This is a genomic window from Enterobacter sp. E14S (assembly GCF_055666685.1).
This window is the reverse complement of the sequence record NZ_JBVODQ010000002.1, coordinates 443,681-469,390: the sequence shown is the minus strand read 5'-3', so window position 1 is coordinate 469,390 and position 25,710 is coordinate 443,681. Positions and strand designations below refer to the sequence as shown.

At 56.7% G+C, this 25,710-nt stretch carries 13 protein-coding genes and 1 pseudogene; 9 read left to right on the top strand and 5 right to left on the bottom strand.

What is annotated here, in order from left to right; genetic code table 11:
• The first annotated feature begins 468 nt into the window (after window positions 1-468).
• Entirely contained in the window at window positions 469-2,052 is a 1,584-nt protein-coding gene (locus ACZ6J2_RS07320) for a TerC family protein (protein ID WP_471725292.1), read from the top strand.
• A 130-nt stretch (window positions 2,053-2,182) separates the two neighbouring features.
• On the opposite strand, the gene asmA is transcribed toward ACZ6J2_RS07320, so the two are convergent.
• The 3 genes from asmA to udk form a co-directional block, all read right to left on the bottom strand.
• Window positions 2,183-4,033 (bottom strand): outer membrane assembly protein AsmA, encoded by a 1,851-nt coding sequence (asmA, locus tag ACZ6J2_RS07315; RefSeq protein ID WP_471725291.1) that lies wholly within the window; start codon window positions 4,031-4,033, stop codon window positions 2,183-2,185.
• Between the two features lie 22 nt (window positions 4,034-4,055).
• Entirely contained in the window at window positions 4,056-4,637 is a 582-nt protein-coding gene (gene dcd, locus ACZ6J2_RS07310) for a dCTP deaminase (protein WP_023312408.1), read from the bottom strand.
• Window positions 4,638-4,728: 91 nt separating this feature from the next.
• Complete coding sequence (gene udk, locus ACZ6J2_RS07305; RefSeq protein WP_471725363.1) at window positions 4,729-5,370, bottom strand: uridine kinase; 642 nt, start codon at window positions 5,368-5,370, stop codon at window positions 4,729-4,731.
• A gap of 344 nt (window positions 5,371-5,714) precedes the next feature.
• On the opposite strand from udk, the gene ACZ6J2_RS07300 reads away from it, so the two are divergent.
• Window positions 5,715-9,044 (top strand): diguanylate cyclase, encoded by a 3,330-nt coding sequence (locus tag ACZ6J2_RS07300; protein WP_471725290.1) that lies wholly within the window; start codon window positions 5,715-5,717, stop codon window positions 9,042-9,044.
• On the opposite strand, the gene alkA is transcribed toward ACZ6J2_RS07300, so the two are convergent.
• The gene (alkA, locus tag ACZ6J2_RS07295) at window positions 9,009-9,881 is read right to left on the bottom strand and encodes a DNA-3-methyladenine glycosylase 2 (protein WP_471725289.1); all 873 of its coding nucleotides are present in this window, start codon (window positions 9,879-9,881) and stop codon (window positions 9,009-9,011) included. The genes ACZ6J2_RS07300 and alkA overlap by 36 nt on opposite strands.
• Window positions 9,882-10,011: 130 nt before the next feature.
• Here alkA and yegD point away from each other — a divergent pair, with 130 nt between their 5' ends.
• Window positions 10,012-11,364: a molecular chaperone gene (gene yegD, locus ACZ6J2_RS07290; protein WP_471725288.1), complete on the top strand. Its 1,353-nt coding sequence runs from the start codon at window positions 10,012-10,014 to the stop codon at window positions 11,362-11,364.
• A 1,321-nt stretch (window positions 11,365-12,685) separates the two neighbouring features.
• Here yegD and ACZ6J2_RS07285 read toward each other — a convergent pair.
• Window positions 12,686-13,621 (bottom strand): fimbrial protein, encoded by a 936-nt coding sequence (locus tag ACZ6J2_RS07285; RefSeq protein ID WP_471725287.1) that lies wholly within the window; start codon window positions 13,619-13,621, stop codon window positions 12,686-12,688.
• A gap of 1,122 nt (window positions 13,622-14,743) precedes the next feature.
• On the opposite strand from ACZ6J2_RS07285, the gene ACZ6J2_RS07280 reads away from it, so the two are divergent.
• The 6 genes and pseudogenes from ACZ6J2_RS07280 (at window position 14,744) to baeR (ending at window position 25,680) form a co-directional block, all read left to right on the top strand.
• Complete coding sequence (locus ACZ6J2_RS07280; RefSeq protein ID WP_471725286.1) at window positions 14,744-15,946, top strand: MdtA/MuxA family multidrug efflux RND transporter periplasmic adaptor subunit; 1,203 nt, start codon at window positions 14,744-14,746, stop codon at window positions 15,944-15,946.
• Window positions 15,946-19,068 carry an MdtB/MuxB family multidrug efflux RND transporter permease subunit gene (locus ACZ6J2_RS07275; RefSeq protein WP_448160061.1) on the top strand — a complete coding sequence of 1,041 codons (3,123 nt, stop codon included), beginning with the start codon at window positions 15,946-15,948 and terminating at the stop codon, window positions 19,066-19,068. Before ACZ6J2_RS07280 ends, ACZ6J2_RS07275 begins: the two co-directional genes overlap by 1 nt.
• Window positions 19,069-22,145, top strand: a pseudogene (gene mdtC, locus ACZ6J2_RS07270) (multidrug efflux RND transporter permease subunit MdtC).
• Complete coding sequence (gene mdtD, locus ACZ6J2_RS07265) at window positions 22,146-23,561, top strand: multidrug transporter subunit MdtD (protein WP_471725285.1); 1,416 nt, start codon at window positions 22,146-22,148, stop codon at window positions 23,559-23,561. It begins immediately after the preceding pseudogene.
• Window positions 23,558-24,961 (top strand): envelope stress sensor histidine kinase BaeS, encoded by a 1,404-nt coding sequence (baeS, locus tag ACZ6J2_RS07260; protein WP_023312417.1) that lies wholly within the window; start codon window positions 23,558-23,560, stop codon window positions 24,959-24,961. The genes mdtD and baeS overlap by 4 nt, the downstream gene beginning before the upstream one ends.
• Window positions 24,958-25,680, top strand: a complete 723-nt coding sequence (gene baeR, locus ACZ6J2_RS07255) for an envelope stress response regulator BaeR (protein ID WP_471725284.1) — start codon at window positions 24,958-24,960, stop codon at window positions 25,678-25,680. The genes baeS and baeR overlap by 4 nt, the downstream gene beginning before the upstream one ends.
• Window positions 25,681-25,710: the final 30 nt, after the last annotated feature.

The following is a 25,710-nucleotide window of genomic DNA, read 5'->3' as shown; positions in this document are numbered from 1 at the left end:
ATGTGTTATGGATAGACACCCTCTTGAGCAAGGTCTTCTGGAAATATATCAGTCGCTTGAGAAACCCGACGGATAATGAATAACCACCCCTGAAGACCGAACATTAATAGCAACACCGAGATTTAACATTTGATGCTGGGAGAATTGTTGCAGCTAACCTAATAGCAGGCAAGGAGACAACTGTCCTAATAATGGTTTTTAAGATTAATATTAAGAGCAAATTTTTGAGCTTTTAGGATTTTCTTTATATTGACAAAATAAGAGTAAAAATCATTACCTGCGATATATCCTAAAATGCATTCTTTGTAATTAAATATACGTATTTCGCTTATTTACACCCTATTGAGAATGCTCTCTTTTTTACCCGTCGTATTAAGAGAAATCTCAGCCCGGCATTGCAATTTCCCCCAGCTTTATCCATGATCGAAGTGTGACATTCGTCATATAACAGAAGGTATTGCTATTACTATGGAATGGATTGCCGATCCCTCAATCTGGGCCGGGCTGGTTACGCTGGTCGTCATCGAGCTGGTGCTCGGGATTGATAATCTGGTCTTTATCGCCATCCTCGCTGAAAAACTGCCCCCTTCCCAGCGCGACCGCGCGCGCGTGACGGGTCTGCTGCTGGCGATGGTGATGCGTTTACTGCTGCTGGCCTCTATCTCCTGGATGGTCACGCTCACACAGCCTCTGTTCTCCATTCACGGCCTGAGTTTTAGCGCCCGCGATCTGATCATGCTCTTCGGCGGGTTGTTCCTGCTGTTCAAAGCCACGGTGGAGCTCAACGAGCGGCTGGAGGGTAAAGACAGCGAGAACCCGACCCAGCGTCGCGGAGCGAAATTCTGGCCGGTGGTGGCGCAAATCGTGGTGCTGGATGCGGTCTTTTCTCTCGACTCGGTGATCACCGCCGTCGGGATGGTGGACCACCTTGCGGTGATGATGGCCGCGGTAATCATTGCCATCACGCTGATGGTCATGGCCAGCAAGGCGCTGACCCGCTTTGTGAACAGTCACCCGACCATCGTGATCCTCTGCCTGAGCTTCCTGCTGATGATTGGCTTTAGCCTGGTGGCCGACGGTTTTGGCTTCCATATTCCGAAAGGTTACCTGTACGCCGCCATCGGATTCTCCGTCATGATTGAAGCGCTCAACCAGCTGGCGATATTTAACCGCCGCCGCTTCCTGTCCGCGAATCAGACCCTGCGTCAGCGCACGGCCGACACGGTTATGCGCCTGCTAAGCGGTAAGAAAGAGGATGCGGAGCTGGATGCAGAATCCTCCGCCATGCTGGCCGATCACAGCGACGGGCTGATCTTCGACCCGCAGGAACGACGGATGATCGAGCGGGTGCTTAATCTGAATCAGCGGACGGTCAGCAGCATCATGACCTCGCGGCACGACATTGAGCATATCGACCTGACGGCACCAGAAGAGCACATTCGCGCCCTGCTGGATAAAAACCAGCACACCCGCGTGGTGGTGACCGGCGGTGAAGAGGAAGAGGAGCTGCTGGGCGTGGTGCACGTTATTGACCTGCTCCAGCAGCAGCTTCGCGGTGAGCCGCTCAACCTGCGCGCGCTGGTGCGCCAGCCGCTGGTCTTCCCGGAAGGGCTACCGCTGCTCTCTGCCCTTGAGCAATTTCGCAACGCGCGCACGCACTTTGCCTTCGTGGTGGATGAGTTTGGTTCGGTGGAAGGGCTGGTCACGCTCAGCGACGTGATGGAAACCATCGCCGGTAATCTGCCAAACGAGGTGGATGAGATTGATGCCCGCCACGACATCCAGAAAAACGCGGACGGCTCGTGGACGGCCAACGGCCACATGCCGCTGGAAGACCTTGTGCAGTACGTGCCGCTGCCGCTGGACGAAAAACGGGAATACCACACCATTGCCGGCCTGCTGATGGAGTATTTACAGCGTATCCCGCAGCCGGGAGAAGAGGTTCAGGTGGGCGACTATCTGCTCAAAACGCTGCAGATTGAAAACCATCGCGTGCAGAAGGTTCAGCTCATTCCGCTGCGGGATGAGGAAGAACTGGATTTTGAGGTGTAAATAAAACAAAACGGCAACCAGGTTGCCGTTTTAGGGTTTGGTCCCTCTCCCGTGGGAGAGGGCTGGGGTGAGGGCATCAGGCCGCACTGGCAGCCGGGTAAGGCGAAGCCGCCACCCGGCGCAACGGACATCAAAGCTTATCCAGCAGCTTCTTCACGTCCTTACCGTCCTGTGAATCTTTATTACGATCCGCCCAACCGCTAAGCCGACGTTTCGCTTCATCCTGCAGATGCTTGCGCAGGATCTGATCCACCTGCAGGCTGTAATTCAGGGCCTGCCATTTGCCGTATACGGTCAGCGGGACCGGCGTCTCTTTCAGGAAGTCGATGAGCTTGCTTTCACCCTGCCAGCCGGAAAGTACCTGCACGTTAAAGCGCGTGTCCGCCGTCTCTTTCACCAGATCCAGCTTACCTTCACCGGTCATTGATAACAGTGAAGAGGCGCCCTGCATCCCGTCGAGAGTGAGTTGTCCATTGTCCAGCGTCAGGTCCGCGGTGAAGCTGTCGAGGCGCGTTGCACTGTCGTAGTTATCCTGGGCTTTTACATCGCTGCTGCGCTCGACCGCCTGCTGCACCAGCTGCTGGAAGTTAAGCCCTTCCATACGGGAATTCTTCAGATCAAGATGCGCCTGCCCCTGCCACTCGCGGCGGAAAGCATCGGCATCAATTTTCGTGCCTGAGAAGTCACCCGCGAGCGTCAATTGCCCCGTCAGGGATATCGGATAGTTGAACGCGTTCAGGATGGTGCCTATCTCAACGTTGTCGAGACGCGGCTGGAATTCGGCGCTGGCAACGTCTTTACGGACGTCCAGCGTGCCGGGCAGCGAGAGGTTTCCTGCGCCCATCTTCCCGCTCAGTTCGGAGATCACCAGCAAACCGTTATGGTTAAACATCTGGCTGCTCACGTCGGTAAAATCAATGCCGCGCCAGCGCAGGCTATTGGCTTTCAGCAGAATATCCGCCGTGAACCCGCGCAGCGCGTTATAGTCAGGCTGATCGAGATTAGACGAGATAACCGGACGTGATGCCGGTGCCTGGCTTTGCCCCGTCTGGGTGGCATCGTTGTCCGTGGCGCTGGCCGGCAGAGGCGGCAGCAGGTTTTCCAGATTGAGCTTGTCAAACTGCAGATTCAGCACCCACTTCGGCTTCTCTTCGAGCGTGACGCTCGCCTGTCCCTTCAGGCTACTGTCATTTGCCTGCAGGTTGAGATTATCCAGCTCCAGCTGCTTTTGCTCTTCGCGCCACACGGCCTGCAGCGTTCCCTGCCCGGTTATCCCCTGGGTGGGGAGATCGGCACCCGTCAGCTGCCAGTTCAGCTGCTGGATGTCGGCCGTGAGCTGATGCGGGTAGTCCGAGGCGTTCACATTAGCATTCAGCGACAGGGTCAAATCGCGCTGATCGCGGTTCACGCGCCCGCTAAATTCCAGCGACGCAAGATGGTGAGCATCCTGTTCCATCTGCAGGTTGATGTTGCGAATGGTCACCTGCTCCTGGTGCTCATGCTGGAAAACCAACACGCTGTCGGCAACTTTCAGCTTGCCGATATCAAAGGACCAGCCGGTATCGGACGGTTCATCAGGCAGAGTATTTTCGCGCGGCGCAACCGGCGCACTGGCATCACGCACGGCTTCGGTTTGCGGGGTGAGCTGAATCACCGCGCCTTTCAGCATCACCTGCTTAACCTGCAGCTGATGGGAAATGAGCGGGATCAGCGCCACATCGAGACGCATGTTGTCTGCGGACACCAGCGGCTGGGACGCCCCCGGTGCCGTGAGCGACATGCGGCCAGAGAGAATGCTGAGCTGCGGCCAGACGTGCCAGCGCAGCGGCCCGTCAAGCTTCAGTTGATAACCACTGCGCGCCTCGACCTGCCGCACCATGTAAGCGCGGAAATCGTTGGGGTTAACCAGCAGAACCAACGCCGAAAGGCCAGCCACCAGCACCACCAGCAAAATCATCAGCGTCGTCAGAACTCTTCTCATGGCATCCTCAATGGGCTAACGATCAGTCTTTATCAATACGGCTGGCAACCGCGCCCTGCTGGTCGCGATATTTTGCGTCCTGCCGACGGTTATAAGGACGATCTGCCGGGCCTGACAGCGGTTCAAAGCTTAACGCGCCGATCATCATGCCCGGGCGCAGCGCCAGCGGCAATTTACCGGCATTGAAGAATTCCAGCACGATACGCCCCGACCAGCCTGGATCGATACGGTGCGCGGTCACGTGAACCATCAGCCCCAGTCGCGCCAGCGAAGAACGGCCATCAAGCCAGCCGACCAGGTCCGGAGGCAGGGTGACGGATTCAAACGTCACCGCCAAGGCCAGTTCACCGGGATGCAGATAAAAAGCTTCGCCTTCATCAATTACGATTTCGTCACTCATCACGCGATCGAGCGCGGCGCTGACTTCGTCCTTCGGCCCGCTGAGGTCAATGAACGGCGCAGTGTGGCCACTAAAGGTGCGGAATTTATTCCCCAGGCGGACATCAACGGTCACGCCATTGATACGCTCAACGGGTGGGCGCGGGGTAATAGACAAACGGCCTTCATCCAGCCAGGCTTCAATATCGCGATCGCAAAGACGCATGCCACTTTCTCCTTTCATGCATCGTACCCTGAGGCGGTAAGCGCTCAGGGTAAAACCAGGTTATCTCTGAACGGTACACAATTCACGCGGGTTATTCAAAAAACTGGCTGATTTTCGCTTTTAAGATATCAATAGCAATGCGGTTTTTACCCCCGCGCGGCACGATGATATCGGCGTATTGTTTGGATGGCTCAATAAACTGCAGGAACATCGGGCGGACCGTTTTCTGGTATTGCGCCATGACGGAGTCCATCGAACGGCCGCGTTCATTCACGTCACGCTTGATGCGGCGCATCAGGCAGATATCCAGCGGGGTATCAACGAAAATCGAGAAGTTCATGGATTCACGCAGGCGGGCGTCGGTCAGCAGCAGGATCCCTTCAAGGATAATGACCTTTTTCGGCTCGATGCGGATGGTTTCCCGGGTGCGGGTGTGTTCTACGTAACTGTAAACGGGCAGCTCAATCGCCTGGCCGCTCTTAAGCGCTTCTAAATGCTGGAACAGCAAGCTGTGATCCATTGCATTCGGGTGGTCATAGTTGGTTTTGACGCGTTCTTCCATCGACAGATGGGATTGATCTTTGTAATAGCTGTCTTCGGGAATGACGCCGATATGCTCATCACCTACTTGTTCATGCAGTTCGCGATAGAGCGTACTGGCAATTAGACTTTTACCTGAAGCCGATGCGCCGGCGATGCCTATAATGACGCATTGATGAGACTTATCAGTCATAAATTTAGCGACCTGATTAACCTGGATGTTAAGGAAGGACGACGCCGGAGCGTCAAACGCGGCAATTATAGGGATTTCGCGGGCGTGATACCAGTCGAAAGCACAGGTTCTGCGAGACTGGCCGAAAAGTGACATCTTATTCCCTGAGTGAAATTTAAATGAGCGTTTTTTCAGCGTTTAACCGTTTTTTTTTCACGGAGCCTCTATTTAATAAGTCTGTGGTGTCAAATTCTGAGCGGTCACCATATGAATTGTAAATTGTTTGTACTAGCATAAACCAAATTATCAAATTCACGCGTTCGGACATCTTCCCTGACGGCATGGCGTCTCTGGATAAAGCGGTAATGAATAAACAATACCAGCGGGTTTTGGTTACCACCCCACATCCTTTAATACGACTTGTCTGTCTGGGCCTGGTCACCTTTATCTTTACCTTATTTTCCCTGGAGCTTACCCGGTTCGGCACCCTGCTGGCCCCGCTCTGGTTCCCCACCGCCATTATGATGGTGGCGTTTTACCGCCATGCAGGAAAAATGTGGCCGGGAATCGCCCTGGCCTGTTCGTTCGGCAATATTCTGGCCACCTGGATGCTCTTTTCGTGGGGATCGATAAGCCTCACCTACACCTCGATTAACGTGGTTGAAGCCTTTACCGGTGCGCTATTGCTGCGCAAATTGCTCCCGTGGTACAACCCGCTGCAGAATCTGAATGACTGGATCCGCGTGGCCATCGGCAGCGCAGTGATCCCGCCGCTGGTGGGCGGCTTGCTGGTGTCCCTGCTGGCTCCCGGCCCTGAACCCCTGCGTAATTTCTTCGTCTGGGTGTTGTCCGAAGCCATCGGCGCGCTGGCGGTGGTTCCGTTGGGGCTGTTGTTTAAACCGCATTATCTGCTGCGCCACCGTAACCCGAGACTGCTGCTGGAAACCCTGACCACGCTGGCCGTAACGCTGGCCCTCAGCTGGGCAGCCATCACCTGGCTGCCGTGGCCTTTCACCTGCGTAATCGTTTTGCTTATGTGGAGCGCCGTGCGCTTGCCGCGAATGGAAGCGTTCCTGGTGTTTCTGGTCACCGTGATGGTTGTGTCGCTGATGATTGCCCAAAACCCTGTGGCGCTGACAACCCAGCACGTTGGGGCGATGCTGAACGCCCCGTGGCTGCCGTTCCTGATGCTGCTCCTGCCTGCCAACGTGATGACCATGGTGATGTACGCCTTCCGCGCCGAGCGCAAACACATCACCGAAAGCGAGGAGCGTTTCCGCAATGCGATGGAGTATTCCGCTATCGGTATGGCGCTGGTCAGCATTGAGGGCAAATGGCTGCAGGCTAACAAGGCGCTGTGCAATTTCCTCGGTTACAGCCAGACGGAGCTTCAGTCGCTGACCTTCCAGCAGCTTACCTGGCCGGAAGATCTGCACACCGACCTGGAACAGCTCGAACAGCTGGTCAACGGCGACATCAATACCTATACCCTTGAGAAGCGCTATTACGCCCGCGACGGGGAAGTGGTCTGGGCGCTCCTTGCCGTCTCCGTCGTGCGCCATGCCGACGGCTCGCCGCTCTATTTTATCGCCCAGATTGAAGACATTAACGACCTGAAGCAGACCGAGTGGGTCAACAAACGCCTGATGGAGCGCATTACGCTGGCTAACGAAGCGGGCGGTATCGGCATCTGGGAGTGGGATCTGGAGCCAGACATTATCAGCTGGGACAAGCGGATGTTTGAGCTGTATGAAATCCCGCCGCACATCAAGCCCACCTGGCAGCTCTGGCATGACACGATGCTGCCGGAAGATCGTGCCCACGCTGAGCAGGTGCTGCGGGACTCGCTGATTTCCCGTCTGCCGTTTAAGCTGGAATTCCGCATCCGCGTGAAGGAAGGCGTGCGCCACATTCGCTCCCTGGCGAACCGGGTGCTCAATAAGCAGGGTGAAGTCGAACGGCTGCTCGGTATCAACATGGACATGACCGAGGTGAAGCAGCTCAACGAGGCCCTCTTCCAGGAAAAAGAGCGTCTGCACATCACCCTCGATTCCATCGGTGAAGCGGTGCTGTGCACCGATATCAACATGAACGTCACCTTCATGAACCCGGTGGCCGAGAAAATGAGCGGCTGGCTGCAGACCGAGGCTATCGGCCAGCCGATCCTCAAGGTGCTGCACATCACCTTTGGTGAAAAAGGGCCGCTGATGGAAAATATTCACAGCGGCGATATGTCCCGTTCCGATATCGATCAGGACGTGGTGCTGAACTGCCGGACCGGCGGGAATTTTGATATTCACTACAGCATTACGCCGCTCAGCACGCTGGACGGGCAGAATATTGGCTCGGTTATCGTGATTCAGGACGTGACCGAGTCGCGCAAAATGCTGCGTCAGCTGAGCTATAGCGCCTCCCACGATGCCCTGACCCATCTGGCAAACCGGGTCAGCTTCGAAAATCATCTAAAACGCCTCCTGCAGACCGTTCGCGAAACGCGCCAGCGTCATGCTCTGGTCTTCATCGATCTCGATCGCTTTAAAGCCGTCAACGATACGGCAGGCCATGCGGCGGGGGATGCCCTGCTGCGGGAACTCTCTTCCCTGATGTTGACCATGCTCCGCTCCAGCGACGTGCTGGCGCGTCTGGGCGGAGATGAGTTCGGGTTACTGCTGCCGGACTGCAATATTGAAAGCGCGCGCTATATCGCCGGGCGCCTGATCCACACGATCAATGACTATCACTTTATGTGGGAAGGCCGCCTGCACCGGATCGGCGCCAGCGCAGGCATCACGCTGATTGATGAAAATAACCATCAGGCGTCGGAGGTGATGTCGCAGGCGGATATAGCCTGTTATGCCTCGAAAAACAGCGGGCGCGGCATGGTGACGGTTTACGAACCCCAGCAAGAGCGGGATCACAACACGCGCAGCATGATGTCGCTTGATGAACAGTGGCACATGATTAAAGACAATCACCTGATGATGATTGCCCGCAGCGTCGCTTCCCCGCGCATCCCGGAAAGCAGTAATTTCTGGCTGCTGTCGTTACGCCTGTGGACCAGCCAGGGCGAAGTCCAGGAAGAGCATGCCTTCCGCTCGGGTCTGGCCGAGCCTGAGCTTTTGCACGCCCTCGACAGACGTATTTTTAATGAGTTTTTCCGCGCCTCTGCCGCACAGGTCGCCAGTAAAGGCATGGGGGTGGCGCTGCCGCTTTCTGAGGCCGGTTTAGCCAGCGTAACGCTGGTCGATGAACTTCTCGACCTGCTGGATAAAAGCCCTATGCCGGGCCGTCTCCTGCATCTGGTTATCTCTGCCGACGTGGTGTGCAGCCCGGATAAAAACCTGCAGCGGAGTCTGCAAAAGCTTCGCCAGGCGGGCTGCCGCGTGATCTTCAGCCAGGTGGGTCGCGACATGAACGTCTTCACCCACCTGACCGCCAATATGGCCGACTATCTGATGCTGGACGCAGAGGTGGTAAGCAACGTGTATGGCAATCTGATGGATGAGATGATGGTGACCATTGTGCAGGGCCACGCCCAGCGTCTGGGGATGAAAACCATCGCGGGCCCGTGCAACCAGCCCATCATGATGGATACGCTCTCCGGCATCGGCATTGATTTCATCTATGGCGACACTATCGCCGAGCCGCAGCCGCTGGATCTACTGCTCAACACCAGCTATTTCGCCATCAACTGACGGCGTCCAGCCGTCGGTATACCAGATGTGCAGCAGCGCGTAAGAGCGCCACGGCTGCCAGCGCTCGGCATAACGCCGAATTTGCGCGGGCGTCATCCCGGCAAAGCGTTGCTTAATCAGATAATCATCCGGCAGAAAGACATCTTTCGCCTGCCAGCCGCGCAGGGCCAGGTAGTTTGCCGTCCAGCGCCCTATCCCCGGCCGCTGCTGTAGCGCCTTCATCCCGGCCTCAATATTCGCGGGCGGGAAAAGCGGAAACGTCCCGTCGATGACCGACTGCGCCAGGTGAATTAGCGACTCCGCGCGTTTTACCGGCATGCCCAACGCTTTCAGCGCCAGCGGGTCCGCTGCCGCCAGCGCGTCCGGCGTGGGGAAGCAGAGATATCCCGGACGATCCGCGATCGGCTCACCGCACAGCGCCACCACGCGCGACGTCAGTTTCGCCGCCATCGCCACGCTCACCAGCTGCCCGAGGATCGCCCGCACGCCCTGCTCGTACGCATCCATCGCCCCCGGCAAACGCAAGCCCGGCCGGGCAGCACCGAGATCCCCCAGCGTATCCGCGATGTGCTGCGGGTTGCAGGCGAGATCGAACAGGCGCTCGATGCGTTCAAGGCACGTCTGCGCAACCGGAATTAACCCCGGACTGAGCGTCACGGTCAGCGTATGGGTGGCGATATCCGGCGTTACGCGAAATATCCCCTGATGCCCTTCGCAGGCAAAACTGCGCTCGTAGTAGTCATGCGTGACGGTTTCAATGCCCGTCACCGCACGCGCGCCGAGAAAGCCAAACATCCACTGCCAGTCGTAAGGGGGTTGCCAGTTCAGGGTGTACATCGTTGCTCCTTTTTTGTTCTTATCAGCATAAACGGAAAGACCTTGTATTGCCTTGCTTTCATATTCCTGTTGTCGCCATGCGGACATTTCGTTAAAGTCTCGCCCCTTCTCACTGGCATGGGGATTTATCGTGTTTATTGGATTTGACTACGGTACGGCAAACTGCTCGGTTGCGATTATGCAAAACGGGCAGCCACAGCTTCTGAAAATGGAAAAAGAGAGCACGCTGCTGCCGTCAATGCTCTGCGCGCCGACGCGTGAAGCGGTAAGCGAATGGCTGTTCCGCCACCATCAGGTTCCGGCCACGGCAGCGGAGACCCAGGCTCTGCTGCGCCGGGCGGTCAGCTTTAACCGCGAGGAAGACATCGACGTTACGCCGTCCAGCGTGCAGTTCGGCCTCTCTTCGCTCGGGCACTATATTGAAGATCCTGAAGAGGTTTACTTCGTTAAGTCGCCAAAATCCTTCCTCGGCGCCAGCGGACTGAAGCCGCAGCAGGTGGCGGTGTTCGAAGACCTGGTGTGCGCGATGATGCTGCATATTCGCAATCAGTCTCAGACGCAGGTCTCCGATGCGATTACCCAGGCGGTCATTGGCCGCCCGATCAACTTCCAGGGGCTGGGCGGCGATGAGGCTAACCAGCAGGCGCAGGGGATCCTTGAACGCGCGGCGCACCGGGCAGGCTTCCGCGACGTGGTGTTCCAGTACGAGCCGGTTGCCGCGGGGCTGGATTTTGAAGCCACGCTGACGGAAGAGAAGCGCGTATTAGTCGTGGATATCGGCGGGGGCACAACGGACTGCTCGCTGCTGCTGATGGGACCGCAGTGGCATAACCGTCGCGATCGTGAAAACAGCCTGCTCGGGCACAGCGGCTGCCGCGTAGGCGGTAACGATCTCGATATCGCGCTGGCATTCAAAAGCCTGATGCCGCTGCTCGGCATGGGCGGTCAGACGGAAAAAGGCATCGCCCTGCCGATCCTGCCGTGGTGGAACGCGATTGCCATCAACGACGTGCCTGCGCAGAGTGATTTTTACAGCACCGCGAACGGCCGCTTCCTTAACGATCTGGTGCGCGACGCGCAGGATGCCGAGAAAGTCGCCCTGCTGTACAAAGTGTGGCGTCAGCGCCTCAGCTACCGCGTGGTGCGCACTGCCGAAGAGAGCAAAATTGCCCTTTCCGATCGCGCTGAACATGCGGTTTCCTTGCCGTTTATCAGCGACGAACTGGCCACCGCGATTTCGCAGGACGGGCTGGAGGCGGCGCTCGCGCAGCCGCTGCAGCGTATTCTGGAGCAGGTGCAGCTGGCGCTGGAGAACGGTAAAGAGAAGCCGGACGTGATTTACCTGACCGGAGGTAGCGCCCGCTCGCCGCTGATCAAGAAAGCGCTGGCGGAACAGCTGCCGGGCATTCCGATTGCCGGTGGGGATGACTTTGGCTCCGTTACCGCAGGGTTGGCTCGCTGGGCGCAGGTAATGTTTAGCTAGCGTTGTTACGGCGCGGTCTGATGCTCTCATCTCTCCCTCTCCCGGAGGGAGATGAACCAAAACAATTGAATCAAACCAAAGAAAGCAAAAGCTTAAAGACGTTGTTTTTATTGTTTTTTTCTTATACAAGTAAATTTCAGTCATTACGCTAACGTTCAAGAAACTGTTTTCCGGAACAATTTTTGAACCTAGTTAATGAATATAAATTCACAAATTATGCAAAAAAAAACGAATGATGAACATCGTCTTTTCTTCAAAAGCGTCAATCGTCTACCAGCCAAATAAGCTCGTACATTGTTTATCACGCAAGTGGTGAACGGGATGGGTTATCAGCATAAGTTTTTGCAGGGAAAGCAACCTCATGAAATCAATGGAGAAATTGGATGTTTTCTGAGTAAGACGTTATTATCCATTTCGCCCTGTTGGAATACTCTGATTAGCTCAATCCCTTGTTGCGGAAGGAAAGATAGCATACCCTTATGCTATTGAATTAACATGAGAATATGGGAAAAAAAGTAATTAATGCGGTCAAAAACAACTTGAATCTCCGGTAATGAAGGGAAATGAGAAAGTCACACGTAGTTTGAGTGAACCACATCTTCATCTCTTTAATAAAAAATGTTAATTCCGCATAAGTTATACGGGACGAAGCATCTGGTAATTTATGATTAATGAATCATGGTGATTGCTTTCTAAAGTTAAAGGTTTGAGCAGGTTATTGCTGATTTATTATGAGTTTGAGCATCATATTTAAATGTGCGGTTCATATGCCAGAATCAAACGCTATTAAAAATATGTTACCTGAGACTCTTTCAGCGAAAGTGCAAAAATTTGAAACACTGATTGAGCATGATTATCCGTTTGAGAGTGTTGCACTAAAGAGTTGATTACACGTTTTGATTCTTCAATTAAATCCATTGGTAGTTTGCTCTGTGAAAACGCTGTGCTCGATATCATGCGTATGTTGTACGATAGTGAAGGTCAAGGACAGGCTTCATCGAATTCTATATTTATTCCGGTCAGCCGGGAGTATTACTGAAACGATCTCAGGAGGTGCCTATGGCGCTTTAGTACGCTATATCAAAATGAGTTAGATGTGCCGTCTGGTCGGAAAAACGCCCAACGATCCGAAAGATGATTAAAACAGGGGAGTCTTCTGATCCCCGAAAAGTGAGAGGAACGTTCCCTGGCTGGCTTAAATCAGACATTCAGGAGTGGGTGGCTGGTCAGAAAGATGAACCGTTGGGTGCGGTCGGTAAAACTTCAAAGATAAGTTAATCAGTAACAGCTAAACGTACAGAAATGCACCCACTCCTTTAATTTACTGGTACGTAACGTTTAACGTCGCAATTGCATTCGCTTTTCCGGCGCGAATTTTATCCTTAGTTTGTATATATCGGGCAGTAAACGGATAAGTCTCAGGGCCACCAGCCGATCGATTCAGGTTGAGCATTTCATTAATTTTGAGCGGATTATTATCATACAGGATCTGAACTCCCACTCCCGTAGCTACGTTTTCTTCTTCTGATAAAGCGATCACGCTGTTGTCCGAGGTGTCTGGATTTTGTGTTCCATTAAGCGTGACATTCACATTAGCATCTTCATCGCAATCAAGCTTTAAATTGACTGTCTGTGTGGTTTTTGAGAATGCTCCTGTGTGATCAAAGTCAGCAGAAGGAATATTACCCATCGGGAACGCCAGAGTTGCGCCTGACTGTATTGAACATTTTAAAGAAGTAATATTCCCTCCCGTCATATACAGTTTCATAATCGGCATTGTCAATGCTGAATCAGGCCCATCACCCACATCCCATCTCATTATCATGCCTGAGTTTAACCCACCAGACTGAGCTATTCCCTCAGTTTTAACTATCTCAACTTTGACCGCCTCTAAATTTTGCCACATTTGAGGCGGAGTCAGGTGATCATTTCGAATGACGCCGTAATCTGTTGATACACGAATACCTATCCCCTCCAGATTGGTTTCATAAACATGCGATATTGATGATTCTGTAGAAAATATGCCTACATCCCAGACAGCGTATGCGCCATTGTCACAATAAGGTCCAAATTTTGTAAAACTGATGTTTTTAGTTTCCAGAACGGTACCGGGAGGCGTATCGCGCTGAACAATTATATTGTCAAGCGTTACTGAGGCATCAAGGTAATCACCTGAATAAAAGTCACAGCTCGCTAAAATCATCTTTGAAACAGATAGCAATAACAATATTAATATTATATTCTGTTTTCCATTCATTATTTTTTCCTCAAAAAAAATAAAACTCAAACAGATATACTCCAATAATATTATATTGATAATAAAAAATCGTCCTCTAAAGGACCTATTCACGCTTGACAAAACAATATCAAAAACAGCCTAACCCCTAGTTTTCCCTCATCTTTACCGACAACCCCAGTAAGTATCAAATTACATACCGAAAGGAGGTGTCACCTCCTTAAAAATAATGTATCGCCTGTGTTTTATTAGAACCACTAATAGACTTCACATTTCATCACACATATTATTCGCTTTATTACAGGGCCAATTTTGCAGCTCCATGAAAATGTATATCAGAGGGCCAGACACCAATGTAAAGCTTAACTGCTTTTTATTTCCGGCACTTCCACAGACACTTCCAGTTCCAGTTCTGGGTCATTCTTTGCGATATAATTTTTGGATAGTTCGTCATACTGCACCGGGTTAAATTTTGCGTAATTATACTATTCTCCTGACGGTTCGGATGAAACAAATAAATCAAAACTATGTATTTGGTTATTTTTAAGACCCAATAATATTGATCTGTTGTCAATCCTGATGACCTCAACATCAATGGTTTTCCCGCATATCTGATGACCCTCAGCTCTTAAATTTCCCAATCTTGTTATCTCTGAAGCATGGCTGAAATTAGGTAATGCATACGAAACAGCAATACAAACCCATTCGTATTTCATATGTAAGCCTTTGTTTAATAAGGAGTAATAATATCCATCTGGATTCTTAATGTTTGGTGTAAAAATGCCTCTTCTTCACAGCTGCTCTTATGCAGCCTTTATGCAAAATCAAAATAACGGCGGATTTTTTTAACTTTTTGTTGAGCCACAAAGTTACTGAACGAGGCCGCAACCATTTAACTCACTGTTATATATAAATATTTATTATGTGCCCTTCTGTGTTCCCTCTACCACAGGGAGGGGGAGAAAACACCAAATACGGCAACGGATGTTGCCGTTTTGCTTTTACCTTGACGTCCACCCGGCCAAACGAGCACCACACTCAGACCATTCCTGACAGTCTTCCATATTTCCTCCATTTTTCCGCTGTGTTAGCTGACTAAACTAGTATCATTCCCCGAAGTCTTCAGGATGAGAACGTATAACGATGAAAGGCAGTAACAAATCCCGCTGGGCAATCGCCGCTGGCATCATTGTGGTGGTCCTTGCCGCCGCCTGGTACTGGCACAGTCAATCCGCGAACTCCGCCGCTCCCGCCGGTGCCAGCAGTCAGGCACAGCGCCCGGCAGGCGGAGGGCGTCACGGCATGCGCGGCGGTGCGCTGGCGCCGGTACAGGCGGCGACGGCGGTGAATAAAGCCGTTCCTCGCTATCTTACGGGCCTTGGGACCATTACCGCCGCCAACACCGTGACGGTGCGCAGCCGCGTCGACGGCCAGCTGATGGCCATTCACTTCCAGGAAGGTCAGCAGGTCAAAGCGGGCGATCTGCTGGCGGAAATCGACCCGAGCCAGTTTAAGGTCGCCCTCGCCCAGGCGCAGGGGCAGCTCGCGAAAGACAAAGCCACCCTCGCCAACGCTCGCCGCGATTTGGCCCGCTACCAGCAGCTGGTGAAAACCAACCTCGTGTCTCGTCAGGAGCTGGATACCCAGCAGTCGCTGGTCAGCGAAACGCAGGGCACCATCAAAGCCGACGAGGCCGCCGTGGCCAGCGCACAGCTGCAGCTGGACTGGAGCCGCATCACCGCGCCGATTGATGGACGCGTGGGCCTGAAGCAGGTCGATATCGGCAACCAGATCTCCAGCGGCGACACCACGGGCATCGTGGTGATCACCCAGACCCACCCGATTGATTTAGTCTTTACCCTGCCGGAAAGCGACATTGCGACCGTGGTGCAGGCGCAAAAAGCCGGGAAGGGGCTGGTGGTGGAAGCCTGGGACCGCGGCAACAAGCAGAAGCTGAGCGAAGGCTCCCTGCTCAGCCTGGATAACCAGATCGACACCACCACCGGCACCATCAAGCTGAAGGCGCGCTTTAACAATCAGGACGATGCCCTCTTCCCGAACCAGTTCGTCAACGCGCGTATGCTGGTCGCCACCGAAGAGAACGCGGTGGTGATCCCCACCGCTGCGCTGCAGATGGGTAACGAAGGTAACTTCGTCTGGGTACTTAACAGCGACAATAAGGTCAGCAAGCACCTGGTGAAAACCGGTATCCAGGACAGCCAGACGGTGGTCATCGCCGCCGGCCTTTCCGCAGGCGACCGCGTGGTCACCGACGGCATTGACCGTCTGACCGAAGGGGCCAAAGTGGAAGTGGTTGAACCTGCGAAACAGGGAGCGAAATCCTGATGCAGGTGATGCCTCCAGGCTCTACAGGCGGGCCGTCACGTCTGTTTATCCTCCGTCCTGTCGCCACCACGCTGCTGATGGTGGCGATCCTGCTCGCCGGGATTATCGGCTATCGCTTCCTGCCCGTGTCGGCGCTGCCGGAGGTGGATTACCCAACGATTCAGGTTGTCACTCTCTATCCAGGCGCCAGCCCGGACGTGGTGACGTCCGCCATTACCGCTCCGCTGGAGCGCCAGTTCGGCCAGATGTCGGGGCTAAAACAGATGTCCTCCCAGAGTTCCGGCGGGGCATCCGTCGTGACGCTGCAGTTCCAGCTGACGCTGTCGCTGGACGTCGCCGAGCAGGAAGTACAGGCCGCCATCAACGCCGCCACCAACCTGCTGCCGTCCGACCTGCCTAACCCGCCGGTCTACAGCAAGGTGAACCCGGCCGATCCGCCGATCATGACGCTTGCCGTCACCTCCTCCGCCATGCCGATGACCCAGGTCGAAGACATGGTCGAAACGCGCGTGGCGCAGAAAATTTCACAGGTCTCCGGCGTCGGCCTCGTCACGCTGGCGGGCGGCCAGCGCCCCGCCGTGCGCGTGAAGCTTAACGCGCAGGCGATTGCCGCGCTGGGCCTGACCAGCGAAACCATCCGCACCGCCATCAGCAGCGCCAACGTTAACTCGGCAAAAGGCTCGCTCGACGGCCCCACCCGCGCCGTGACGCTCTCAGCCAACGATCAGATGCAGTCCGCCGATGAATACCGTCAGCTGATTATTGCTTACCAGAACGGCGCCCCGGTGCGTCTGGGCGACGTGGCGACCGTGGAGCAAGGCGCGGAAAACAGCTGGCTCGGCGCCTGGGCCAACAGACAGCAGGCGATCGTGATGAACGTGCAGCGCCAGCCGGGCGCTAACATCATCGAAACTGCCGACAGCATCCGCACCATGCTGCCGCAGCTGATCGAAAGCCTGCCGAAATCGGTCAGCGTGAAGGTGCTTTCCGACCGTACCACGAACATTCGCGCGTCGGTCACCGACACCCAGTTTGAGCTGATGCTGGCGATTGCGCTGGTGGTCATGATCATCTATCTGTTCCTGCGTAACGTCCCGGCAACCATTATTCCCGCCGTCGCCGTGCCGCTCTCGCTGGTCGGGACCTTTGCGGTGATGGTGTTCCTCGATTTTTCGATTAACAACCTGACGCTGATGGCGCTCACCATCGCCACCGGGTTCGTGGTGGATGACGCCATCGTCGTTATCGAGAACATTTCGCGCTATATCGAGAAAGGCGAAAAGCCGCTGGCGGCCGCGCTGAAGGGCGCAGGCGAAATCGGCTTTACCATTATCTCGCTGACCTTCTCGCTGATTGCGGTGCTGATCCCGCTGCTGTTTATGGGCGATATCGTCGGGCGTCTGTTCCGCGAGTTTGCCGTGACGCTGGCGGTCGCCATTTTGATCTCCGCCGTGGTGTCGCTGACCCTGACGCCGATGATGTGCGCCCGCATGCTCAGCCACGAGTCCCTGCGCAAGCAAAACCGCTTCTCGCGCGCCTCCGAGCGCATGTTCGAGCGGATTATTGCCGCCTACGGACGCGTGCTGGCGAAAGTTCTGAACCATCCGTGGGCCACGCTCGGCGTGGCGCTGGGAACCCTGGCGCTCAGCGTGATGCTGTGGATTTTCATTCCGAAAGGCTTCTTCCCGATTCAGGACAACGGCATTATTCAGGGCACGCTTCAGGCCCCGCAGTCGGTCTCCTTCGCCAGTATGGCCCAGCGCCAGCAGCAGGTGTCCGAAATCATCATGAAGGATCCGGCGGTCGAGAGTCTGACCTCCTACGTGGGCGTCGACGGCACCAACCCGTCGCTCAACAGCGCGCGTCTGCAGATCAACCTTAAGCCGCTGGATGAACGCGACGATCGCGTCAACGCCGTCATTGAGCGTCTGCAAAACGCCGTCGCGCGAGTGCCGGGCGTTGAGCTTTACCTGCAGCCGATTCAGGATTTGACCATTGATACCCAGGTCAGCCGCACGCAGTACCAGTTCACGCTGCAGGCCACCTCGCTGGACGCGCTCAGCACCTGGGTGCCGCAGCTGGTGAATAAGCTTAACACCCTGCCGCAGCTCTCCGACGTCAGCAGCGACTGGCAGGACAAAGGGCTGGCGGCGTACGTGAACGTCAACCGCGATACCGCCAGCCGTCTTGGCATCACCATGTCGGACGTGGACAACGCCCTGTACAACGCCTTCGGTCAGCGCCTGATCTCCACCATCTACACCCAGGCCAACCAGTACCGCGTGGTGCTGGAGCATAACACGGAGAATACGCCCGGCCTGGCGGGGCTGGACTCGGTGCGCCTGACCAGCAAAGACGGCGGCATTGTGCCACTGAGCGCTATCGCCACGGTGGAAGAACGCTACACCCCGCTGTCGATTAATCATCTGGATCAGTTCCCGTCCACCACCATCTCCTTCAACGTGCCGGACAATTATTCTCTCGGTGAAGCGGTGGAGGCCATTCAGGCTGCTGAAAAAGAACTTAGCTTCCCGTCCGATATTCAGACCCAGTTCCAGGGCAGCACGCTGGCGTTTCAGGCCGCGCTGGGTAACACCATCTGGCTGATCGTCGCGGCGGTCGTGGCGATGTACATCGTGCTCGGGGTGCTGTACGAAAGCTTTATCCACCCGATCACCATCCTCTCTACCCTGCCGACGGCGGGCGTGGGGGCGCTGCTTGCACTGATGCTGGCGGGCAGCGAGCTGGACGTCATTGCCATCATCGGTATTATCCTGCTTATCGGGATCGTGAAGAAAAACGCCATCATGATGATCGACTTCGCCCTGGCCGCCGAGCGCGAGCAGGGCATGTCGCCGCGCGACGCCATATTCCAGGCCTGTCTACTGCGTTTCCGTCCAATCCTGATGACGACGCTGGCCGCCCTGCTGGGCGCGCTGCCGCTGATGCTCAGCACCGGCGTTGGCGCGGAGCTGCGCCGTCCGCTGGGTATCGGCATGGTCGGCGGTCTGCTGGTAAGCCAGGTGCTAACGCTCTTCACTACGCCGGTTATCTACCTGCTGTTTGACCGCCTGGCGCTGTGGACCAAAAGCCGCTTCCCGAAACGTGAAGAGGAGGCATAAGTGAAGTTTTTCGCCCTCTTCATTTATCGCCCGGTGGCGACGATTTTAATCTCGCTCGCCATTACCCTCTGCGGCGTGCTGGGCTTCCGGCTGCTGCCGGTAGCGCCCCTGCCGCAGGTGGATTTCCCGGTGATCATGGTCAGCGCCTCGCTGCCGGGCGCGTCACCGGAAACCATGGCCTCGTCGGTTGCCACGCCGCTGGAGCGCTCGCTCGGGCGGATTGCGGGGGTCAACGAGATGACCTCCAGCAGCTCGCTCGGCAGCACGCGCATCATTCTGGAGTTCAGCTTCGACCGGGATATTAACGGTGCGGCGCGCGACGTGCAGGCGGCCATCAACGCCGCGCAAAGCCTGCTGCCGAGCGGGATGCCGAGCCGCCCAACCTACCGCAAGGCCAACCCGTCCGATGCACCGATCATGATCCTGACGCTGACCTCGGATACGTACTCGCAGGGGCAGCTTTACGACTTTGCGTCTACCCAGCTGGCGCAGACAATCTCACAAATTAACGGCGTCGGTGACGTGAGCGTCGGCGGGAGCTCCCTGCCCGCCGTGCGCGTGGGCCTAAACCCGCAGGCGCTGTTCAACCAGGGCGTGTCGCTGGATGACGTGCGCTCCGCCATCAGCACGGCCAACGTCCGCAAGCCGCAAGGGGCGATTGAGGACGGCAGCCACCGCTGGCAGATCCACACCAACGACGAGCTGAAAACCGCCGCGGAATATCAGCCGCTCATTATTCACTACAACAACGGCGCGGCGGTGCGCTTGAGCGACGTAGCCAGCGTCACCGACTCGGTGCAGGACGTGCGCAACGCCGGGATGACCAACGCGAAACCGGCCATTCTGCTGATGATCCGCAAGCTGCCGGAAGCGAACATTATTGAGACGGTGAACAGCATTCGCGCCCGTCTTCCGGACCTGCAGGAGACCATCCCGGCAGCAATCGATTTGCAAATTGCCCAGGATCGCTCCCCGACCATTCGCGCCTCGCTTGAAGAGGTGGAGCAAACGCTGATTATCTCCGTCGCGCTGGTGATCCTGGTGGTCTTCCTGTTCCTGCGATCCGGTCGCGCGACGCTTATTCCGGCGGTGGCCGTGCCGGTCTCGCTGATCGGTACCTTTGCCGCCATGTACCTGTGCGGGTTTAGCCTCAACAACCTGTCGCTGATGGCCCTGACGATAGCGACGGGCTTCGTGGTGGATGACGCCATCGTGGTGCTGGAAAACATTTCCCGCCACCTGGAAGCGGGCGTGAAGCCGCTTCAGGCCGCGCTGCAGGGCACGCGCGAGGTGGGCTTTACGGTGCTCTCCATGAGCCTGTCGCTGGTGGCGGTATTCCTGCCGCTGCTGCTGATGGGCGGGCTGCCGGGCAGGCTGCTGCGCGAGTTTGCCGTCACCCTCTCCGTCGCCATCGGGATTTCGCTGGTTATCTCCCTAACGCTGACGCCGATGATGTGCGGCTGGATGCTCAAGCGCAGCAAACCCCATTCGCAGCCGCGCCGCAAAGGCTTTGGTCGCTTCCTGATGGCCATGCAGGAAGGCTACGGCAAATCGCTGAAGTGGGTGCTGAACCATACGCGGCTGGTCGGCCTGGTGCTGATCGCCACCATTGGGCTGAACGTCTGGATGTATATCACCATCCCGAAAACCTTCTTCCCCGAGCAGGACACCGGCGTGCTGATGGGGGGGATTCAGGCGGACCAGAGCATTTCGTTCCAGGCGATGCGCGGCAAGCTGCAGGACTTCATGAAGATCATTCGTGAAGACAAAGCCGTGGATAACGTCACCGGCTTTACCGGCGGGTCACGCGTTAACAGCGGGATGATGTTTATTACCCTGAAACCGCGCGGCGAGCGCAACGAAACCGCCCAGCAGGTGATTGACCGCCTGCGGGTGAAGCTCGCCAAAGAGCCGGGGGCAAACCTGTTTTTGATGGCCGTTCAGGATATCCGCGTCGGCGGCCGTCAGGCGAACGCCAGCTATCAGTACACGTTGCTCTCGGACGATTTAGCCGCCCTGCGCGAGTGGGAGCCGAAGATCCGCAAGGCGCTGGCCGCCCTGCCGGAGCTGGCGGACGTCAACTCCGATCAGCAGGACAACGGCGCTGAGATGGCCCTGACCTACGACCGCGAAACCATGTCGCGTCTGGGCATTAACGTTGAAGCCGCCAACAGCCTGCTGAACAACGCCTTCGGCCAGCGCGAGATCTCCACCATCTACCAGCCGATGAACCAGTACAAGGTGGTGATGGAGGTTGACCCGCGCTACACCCAGGATATCAGCGCTCTGGACAAAATGTTTGTGATTAACAACGACGGCAAGGCGATTCCGCTCTCCTACTTTGCCAGCTGGCAGCCTGCCAACGCGCCGCTGTCGGTGAACCATCAGGGCCTTTCGGCGGCGTCGACCATCTCCTTTAACCTGCCCGCCGGTTCGTCGCTTTCAGAAGCCAGCGACGCAATCAACCGCGCGATGACGCAGCTTGGCGTGCCGTCCACCGTGCGCGGCAGCTTTGCCGGCACCGCGCAGGTGTTCCAGGAGACGATGAACTCGCAGGTGATTTTGATTCTGGCCGCCATCGCCACGGTCTACATTGTGCTGGGCGTGCTGTACGAGAGCTACGTTCACCCGCTGACCATTCTCTCGACGCTGCCGTCGGCGGGCGTGGGGGCACTGCTGGCGCTGGAGCTGTTCGGCGCGCGTTCAGCCTGATCGCGCTCATCGGGATCATGCTATTAATTGGTATTGTGAAGAAAAACGCGATCATGATGGTGGATTTCGCCCTGGACGCCCAGCGCAACGGCAATCTGTCGCCGGAAGAGGCCATCTTCCAGGCCTGCCTGCTGCGTTTTCGTCCGATCATGATGACCACCCTGGCGGCGCTGTTTGGCGCGCTGCCGCTGGTTATTTCGGGCGGCGACGGCTCAGAGCTGCGCCAGCCGCTGGGGATCACCATCGTCGGCGGCCTGGTCATGAGCCAGCTGCTGACTTTGTACACCACGCCGGTGGTCTATCTGTTCTTCGACCGCCTGCGGCTGCGCTTCTCGCGTAAAAACAGAACCACGGTGACCGAGTAAATGACCGATCTTCCCGCTAACGTTCGCTGGCAGCTTTGGATAGTCGCTTTCGGCTTCTTTATGCAGTCGCTGGATACGACCATCGTCAACACCGCCCTCCCCTCCATGGCGAAAAGCCTGGGGGAGAGCCCGCTGCATATGCATATGGTGATTGTCTCCTACGTGCTGACGGTGGCCGTAATGCTGCCAGCCAGCGGCTGGCTGGCGGACAAAGTGGGCGTGCGGAACATCTTCTTTACCGCCATCGTGCTGTTTACCACCGGCTCGCTGTTTTGCGCCCAGGCCAACACCCTCGACCAGCTGGTGATGGCGCGCGTGCTGCAGGGCATCGGCGGGGCGATGATGGTGCCCGTCGGGCGGCTCACGGTGATGAAAATTGTGCCGCGCGAGCAGTACATGGCGGCGATGACCTTTGTGACCCTGCCCGGCCAGGTTGGGCCGCTGCTGGGCCCGGCGCTCGGCGGTATTCTGGTGGAGTACGCCTCCTGGCACTGGATCTTCTTAATCAATCTTCCTGTTGGCATCATCGGCGCCATCGCCACCCTGACGCTGATGCCGAACTACAAAATGCAGACCCGGCGCTTTGATTTCTTCGGCTTTATCCTGCTGGCGGCGGGCATGGCCACGCTTACCCTGGCGCTCGACGGGCAAAAAGGGCTGGGCATTTCGCCCCTGACGCTTGGGCTCCTGATCGCGCTCGGCGTTACCGCCATACTGTGGTATCTGCGGCATGCCAGAGGTAACGATAAGGCGCTGTTCAGCCTTAGCTTGTTTAAAAACCCCACCTATCGCCTTGGCCTGTTCGGCAGCTTCGCCGGGCGCGTCGGCAGCGGCATGCTGCCGTTTATGACGCCCGTTTTCCTGCAGATCGGAATGGGATTTTCGCCGTTCCACGCGGGGCTGATGATGATCCCAATGGTGCTCGGCAGCATGGGAATGAAGCGCATCGTGGTGCAGGTGGTGAACCGCTTTGGCTATCGTCACGTGCTGGTAACCGCCACGCTGGGGCTGGCTCTGGTCAGTCTGCTGTTTATGGCCGTGGCGCTGATGGGCTGGTACTACGTTCTGCCGCTGGTGCTGTTCTGCCAGGGGATCGTCAACTCCATGCGCTTCTCGTCGATGAATACCCTGACGCTGAAGGACCTGCCGGACGATCTGGCGAGCAGCGGCAACAGCCTGCTGTCGATGATCATGCAACTCTCAATGAGCGTCGGGGTGACCATCGCGGGTTTACTGCTCGGCATGTACGGCCAGCACCACCTCAGCGTCGACACGCCGGTGGCGCATCAGGTCTTTTTGTATACCTATTTAAGCATGGCGGTCATCATCGCCCTGCCCGCTTTCATCTTCGCCAGAGTGCCGGATGATACCAGCAAGAACGTCGTGATTAGGCGCGGCAAAAGGAGTGGCTCATGAAATTCTGGCGTCCGGGCATTACCGGCAAGCTCTTCGTGGCGATATTTGCCACCTGTATCGTCCTGCTGATCACCATGCACTGGGCGGTGCGGATCAGCTTTGAGCGCGGTTTTATTGATTACATTAAGCATGGCAATGAACAGCGTTTACAGGGCTTAAGCGATGCGCTGAGTGAACAGTACGCCCAGCACGGCAACTGGCGTTTTCTGCGCAATAACGACCGCTTTATTTTCCAGATCCTGCGCTCGCTGGAGCACGATACCGGTGACGATCGCCCGGGGCCGGGCATGCCGCCGCACGGCTGGCGCACCCAGTTCTGGGTGATTGACCAGGACATGCGCACGCTGGTGGGTCCGCGTGCGCCGATCCCGCCGGACGGCACCCGTCGTGCGATCAAAGTCAACAACGCGACGGTCGGCTGGGTTATCGCCTCCCCGGTGGAGCGCCTGACGCGCAACACCGACATCAACTTTGACCGCCAGCAGCGCCGGACAAGCTGGCTGATTGTCGCCCTCTCCACCCTGCTCGCCGCGCTCGCCACCTTCCCGCTGGCGCGCGGTCTGCTCGCCCCGGTGAAACGGCTGGTGGAAGGCACGCACAAGCTGGCCGCCGGGGATTTTACCACCCGCGTCGATACCCGCAGCCAGGACGAACTGGGCAAGCTGGCGCAGGATTTTAACCAGCTCGCCAGCACGCTGGAGAAGAACCAGCAGATGCGCCGCGACTTTATGGCAGATATCTCCCACGAGCTGCGCACGCCGCTGGCGGTGCTGCGCGGCGAGCTGGAGGCCATCCAGGACGGCGTGCGCCAGTTTACGCCTGAATCGGTGGCCTCTCTGCAGGCGGAGGTGGGCACGCTCACCAAGCTGGTGGACGATCTCCACCAGCTCTCCATGTCCGACGAAGGCGCGCTGGCCTACCAGAAGGCGCCGGTGGACGTGATTAACATTCTGGAAGTGATCAGCGGCGCGTTCCGCGAGCGCTTTGCCAGCCGCAACCTGAAAATCGACCTCTCCCTGCCGGACAGCGCTGTGGTGTTTGGCGACAAGGACCGGCTGATGCAGCTGTTCAATAACCTGCTGGAAAACAGCCTGCGCTACACCGACAGCGGCGGCGGGCTGCACATCTCCGGCAGGCAGGAAAACGGACGCTTTGCCCTCACCTTCGCGGATTCCGCCCCCGGCGTACAGGACGCGCAGCTGGAAAAACTGTTTGAACGTTTTTACCGTACCGAAGGCTCCCGCAACCGCGCCAGCGGCGGTTCCGGCCTGGGGCTGGCGATTTGCGTTAACATCGTCGAGGCGCATAATGGCACGATCCGCGCCGCCCATTCGCCTTTTGGTGGGGTTAGCATTACAGTAGAGTTACCTCTGGAACGGGATTTATCGAGAGAAGTATGACCGAGTTACCGATTGACGAAAACACGCCGCGCATTTTGATTGTGGAAGACGAACCCAAGCTTGGGCAGCTGCTGATCGACTATTTACGCGCGGCCAGCTACGCCCCTTCGCTGATCAGTCACGGCGATAAAGTGCTGGAATACGTGCGCCAGACCCCGCCGGATCTGATCCTGCTGGATTTAATGCTGCCGGGCGTTGACGGACTGACCCTGTGCCGGGAAATTCGTCGCTTCTCCGACGTGCCGATCGTCATGGTCACCGCCAAAATTGAAGAGATTGACCGCCTGCTGGGGCTCGAAATTGGCGCGGACGATTACATCTGCAAGCCCTACAGCCCGCGTGAAGTGGTCGCCCGCGTGAAAACCATTCTGCGCCGCTGCAGGCCGCAGCGCGAGCTTCAGGTGCTCGATGCCGAAAGCCCGCTGATTGTCGACGAAAGCCGCTTCCAGGCGAGCTGGCGCAGCAAGCTGCTGGACCTGACGCCTGCGGAGTTCCGCCTGCTGAAAACCCTCTCCCACGAGCCGGGAAAAGTGTTCTCCCGCGAACAGCTGCTGAACCACCTGTATGACGATTACCGCGTCGTGACCGACCGCACCATCGACAGCCACATCAAAAACCTGCGCCGCAAGCTGGAGGCGCTGGACGCCGAGCAGTCGTTTATCCGCGCGGTGTACGGCGTGGGGTATCGCTGGGAAGCGGATGCGTGCAGGATAATGTGATTAACGATGATTTACAGCTATGTATAGTAC

Bases quoted from the DNA above. Each gene is read 5' to 3' on its own strand.
- ACZ6J2_RS07320 (WP_471725292.1), top strand. From the start codon at position 469: ATGGAATGGATTGCCGATCCCTCAATCTGGGCCGGGCTGGTTACGCTG.
- asmA (WP_471725291.1), bottom strand. From the start codon at position 4,033: ATGAGAAGAGTTCTGACGACGCTGATGATTTTGCTGGTGGTGCTGGTG.
- dcd (WP_023312408.1), bottom strand. From the start codon at position 4,637: ATGCGTCTTTGCGATCGCGATATTGAAGCCTGGCTGGATGAAGGCCGT.
- udk (WP_471725363.1), bottom strand. From the start codon at position 5,370: ATGACTGATAAGTCTCATCAATGCGTCATTATAGGCATCGCCGGCGCA.
- ACZ6J2_RS07300 (WP_471725290.1), top strand. From the start codon at position 5,715: ATGAATAAACAATACCAGCGGGTTTTGGTTACCACCCCACATCCTTTA.
- alkA (WP_471725289.1), bottom strand. From the start codon at position 9,881: ATGTACACCCTGAACTGGCAACCCCCTTACGACTGGCAGTGGATGTTT.
- ACZ6J2_RS07285 (WP_471725287.1), bottom strand. From the start codon at position 13,621: ATGAATGGAAAACAGAATATAATATTAATATTGTTATTGCTATCTGTT.
- ACZ6J2_RS07280 (WP_471725286.1), top strand. From the start codon at position 14,744: ATGAAAGGCAGTAACAAATCCCGCTGGGCAATCGCCGCTGGCATCATT.
- ACZ6J2_RS07275 (WP_448160061.1), top strand. From the start codon at position 15,946: ATGCAGGTGATGCCTCCAGGCTCTACAGGCGGGCCGTCACGTCTGTTT.
- mdtD (WP_471725285.1), top strand. From the start codon at position 22,146: ATGACCGATCTTCCCGCTAACGTTCGCTGGCAGCTTTGGATAGTCGCT.
- baeS (WP_023312417.1), top strand. From the start codon at position 23,558: ATGAAATTCTGGCGTCCGGGCATTACCGGCAAGCTCTTCGTGGCGATA.
- baeR (WP_471725284.1), top strand. From the start codon at position 24,958: ATGACCGAGTTACCGATTGACGAAAACACGCCGCGCATTTTGATTGTG.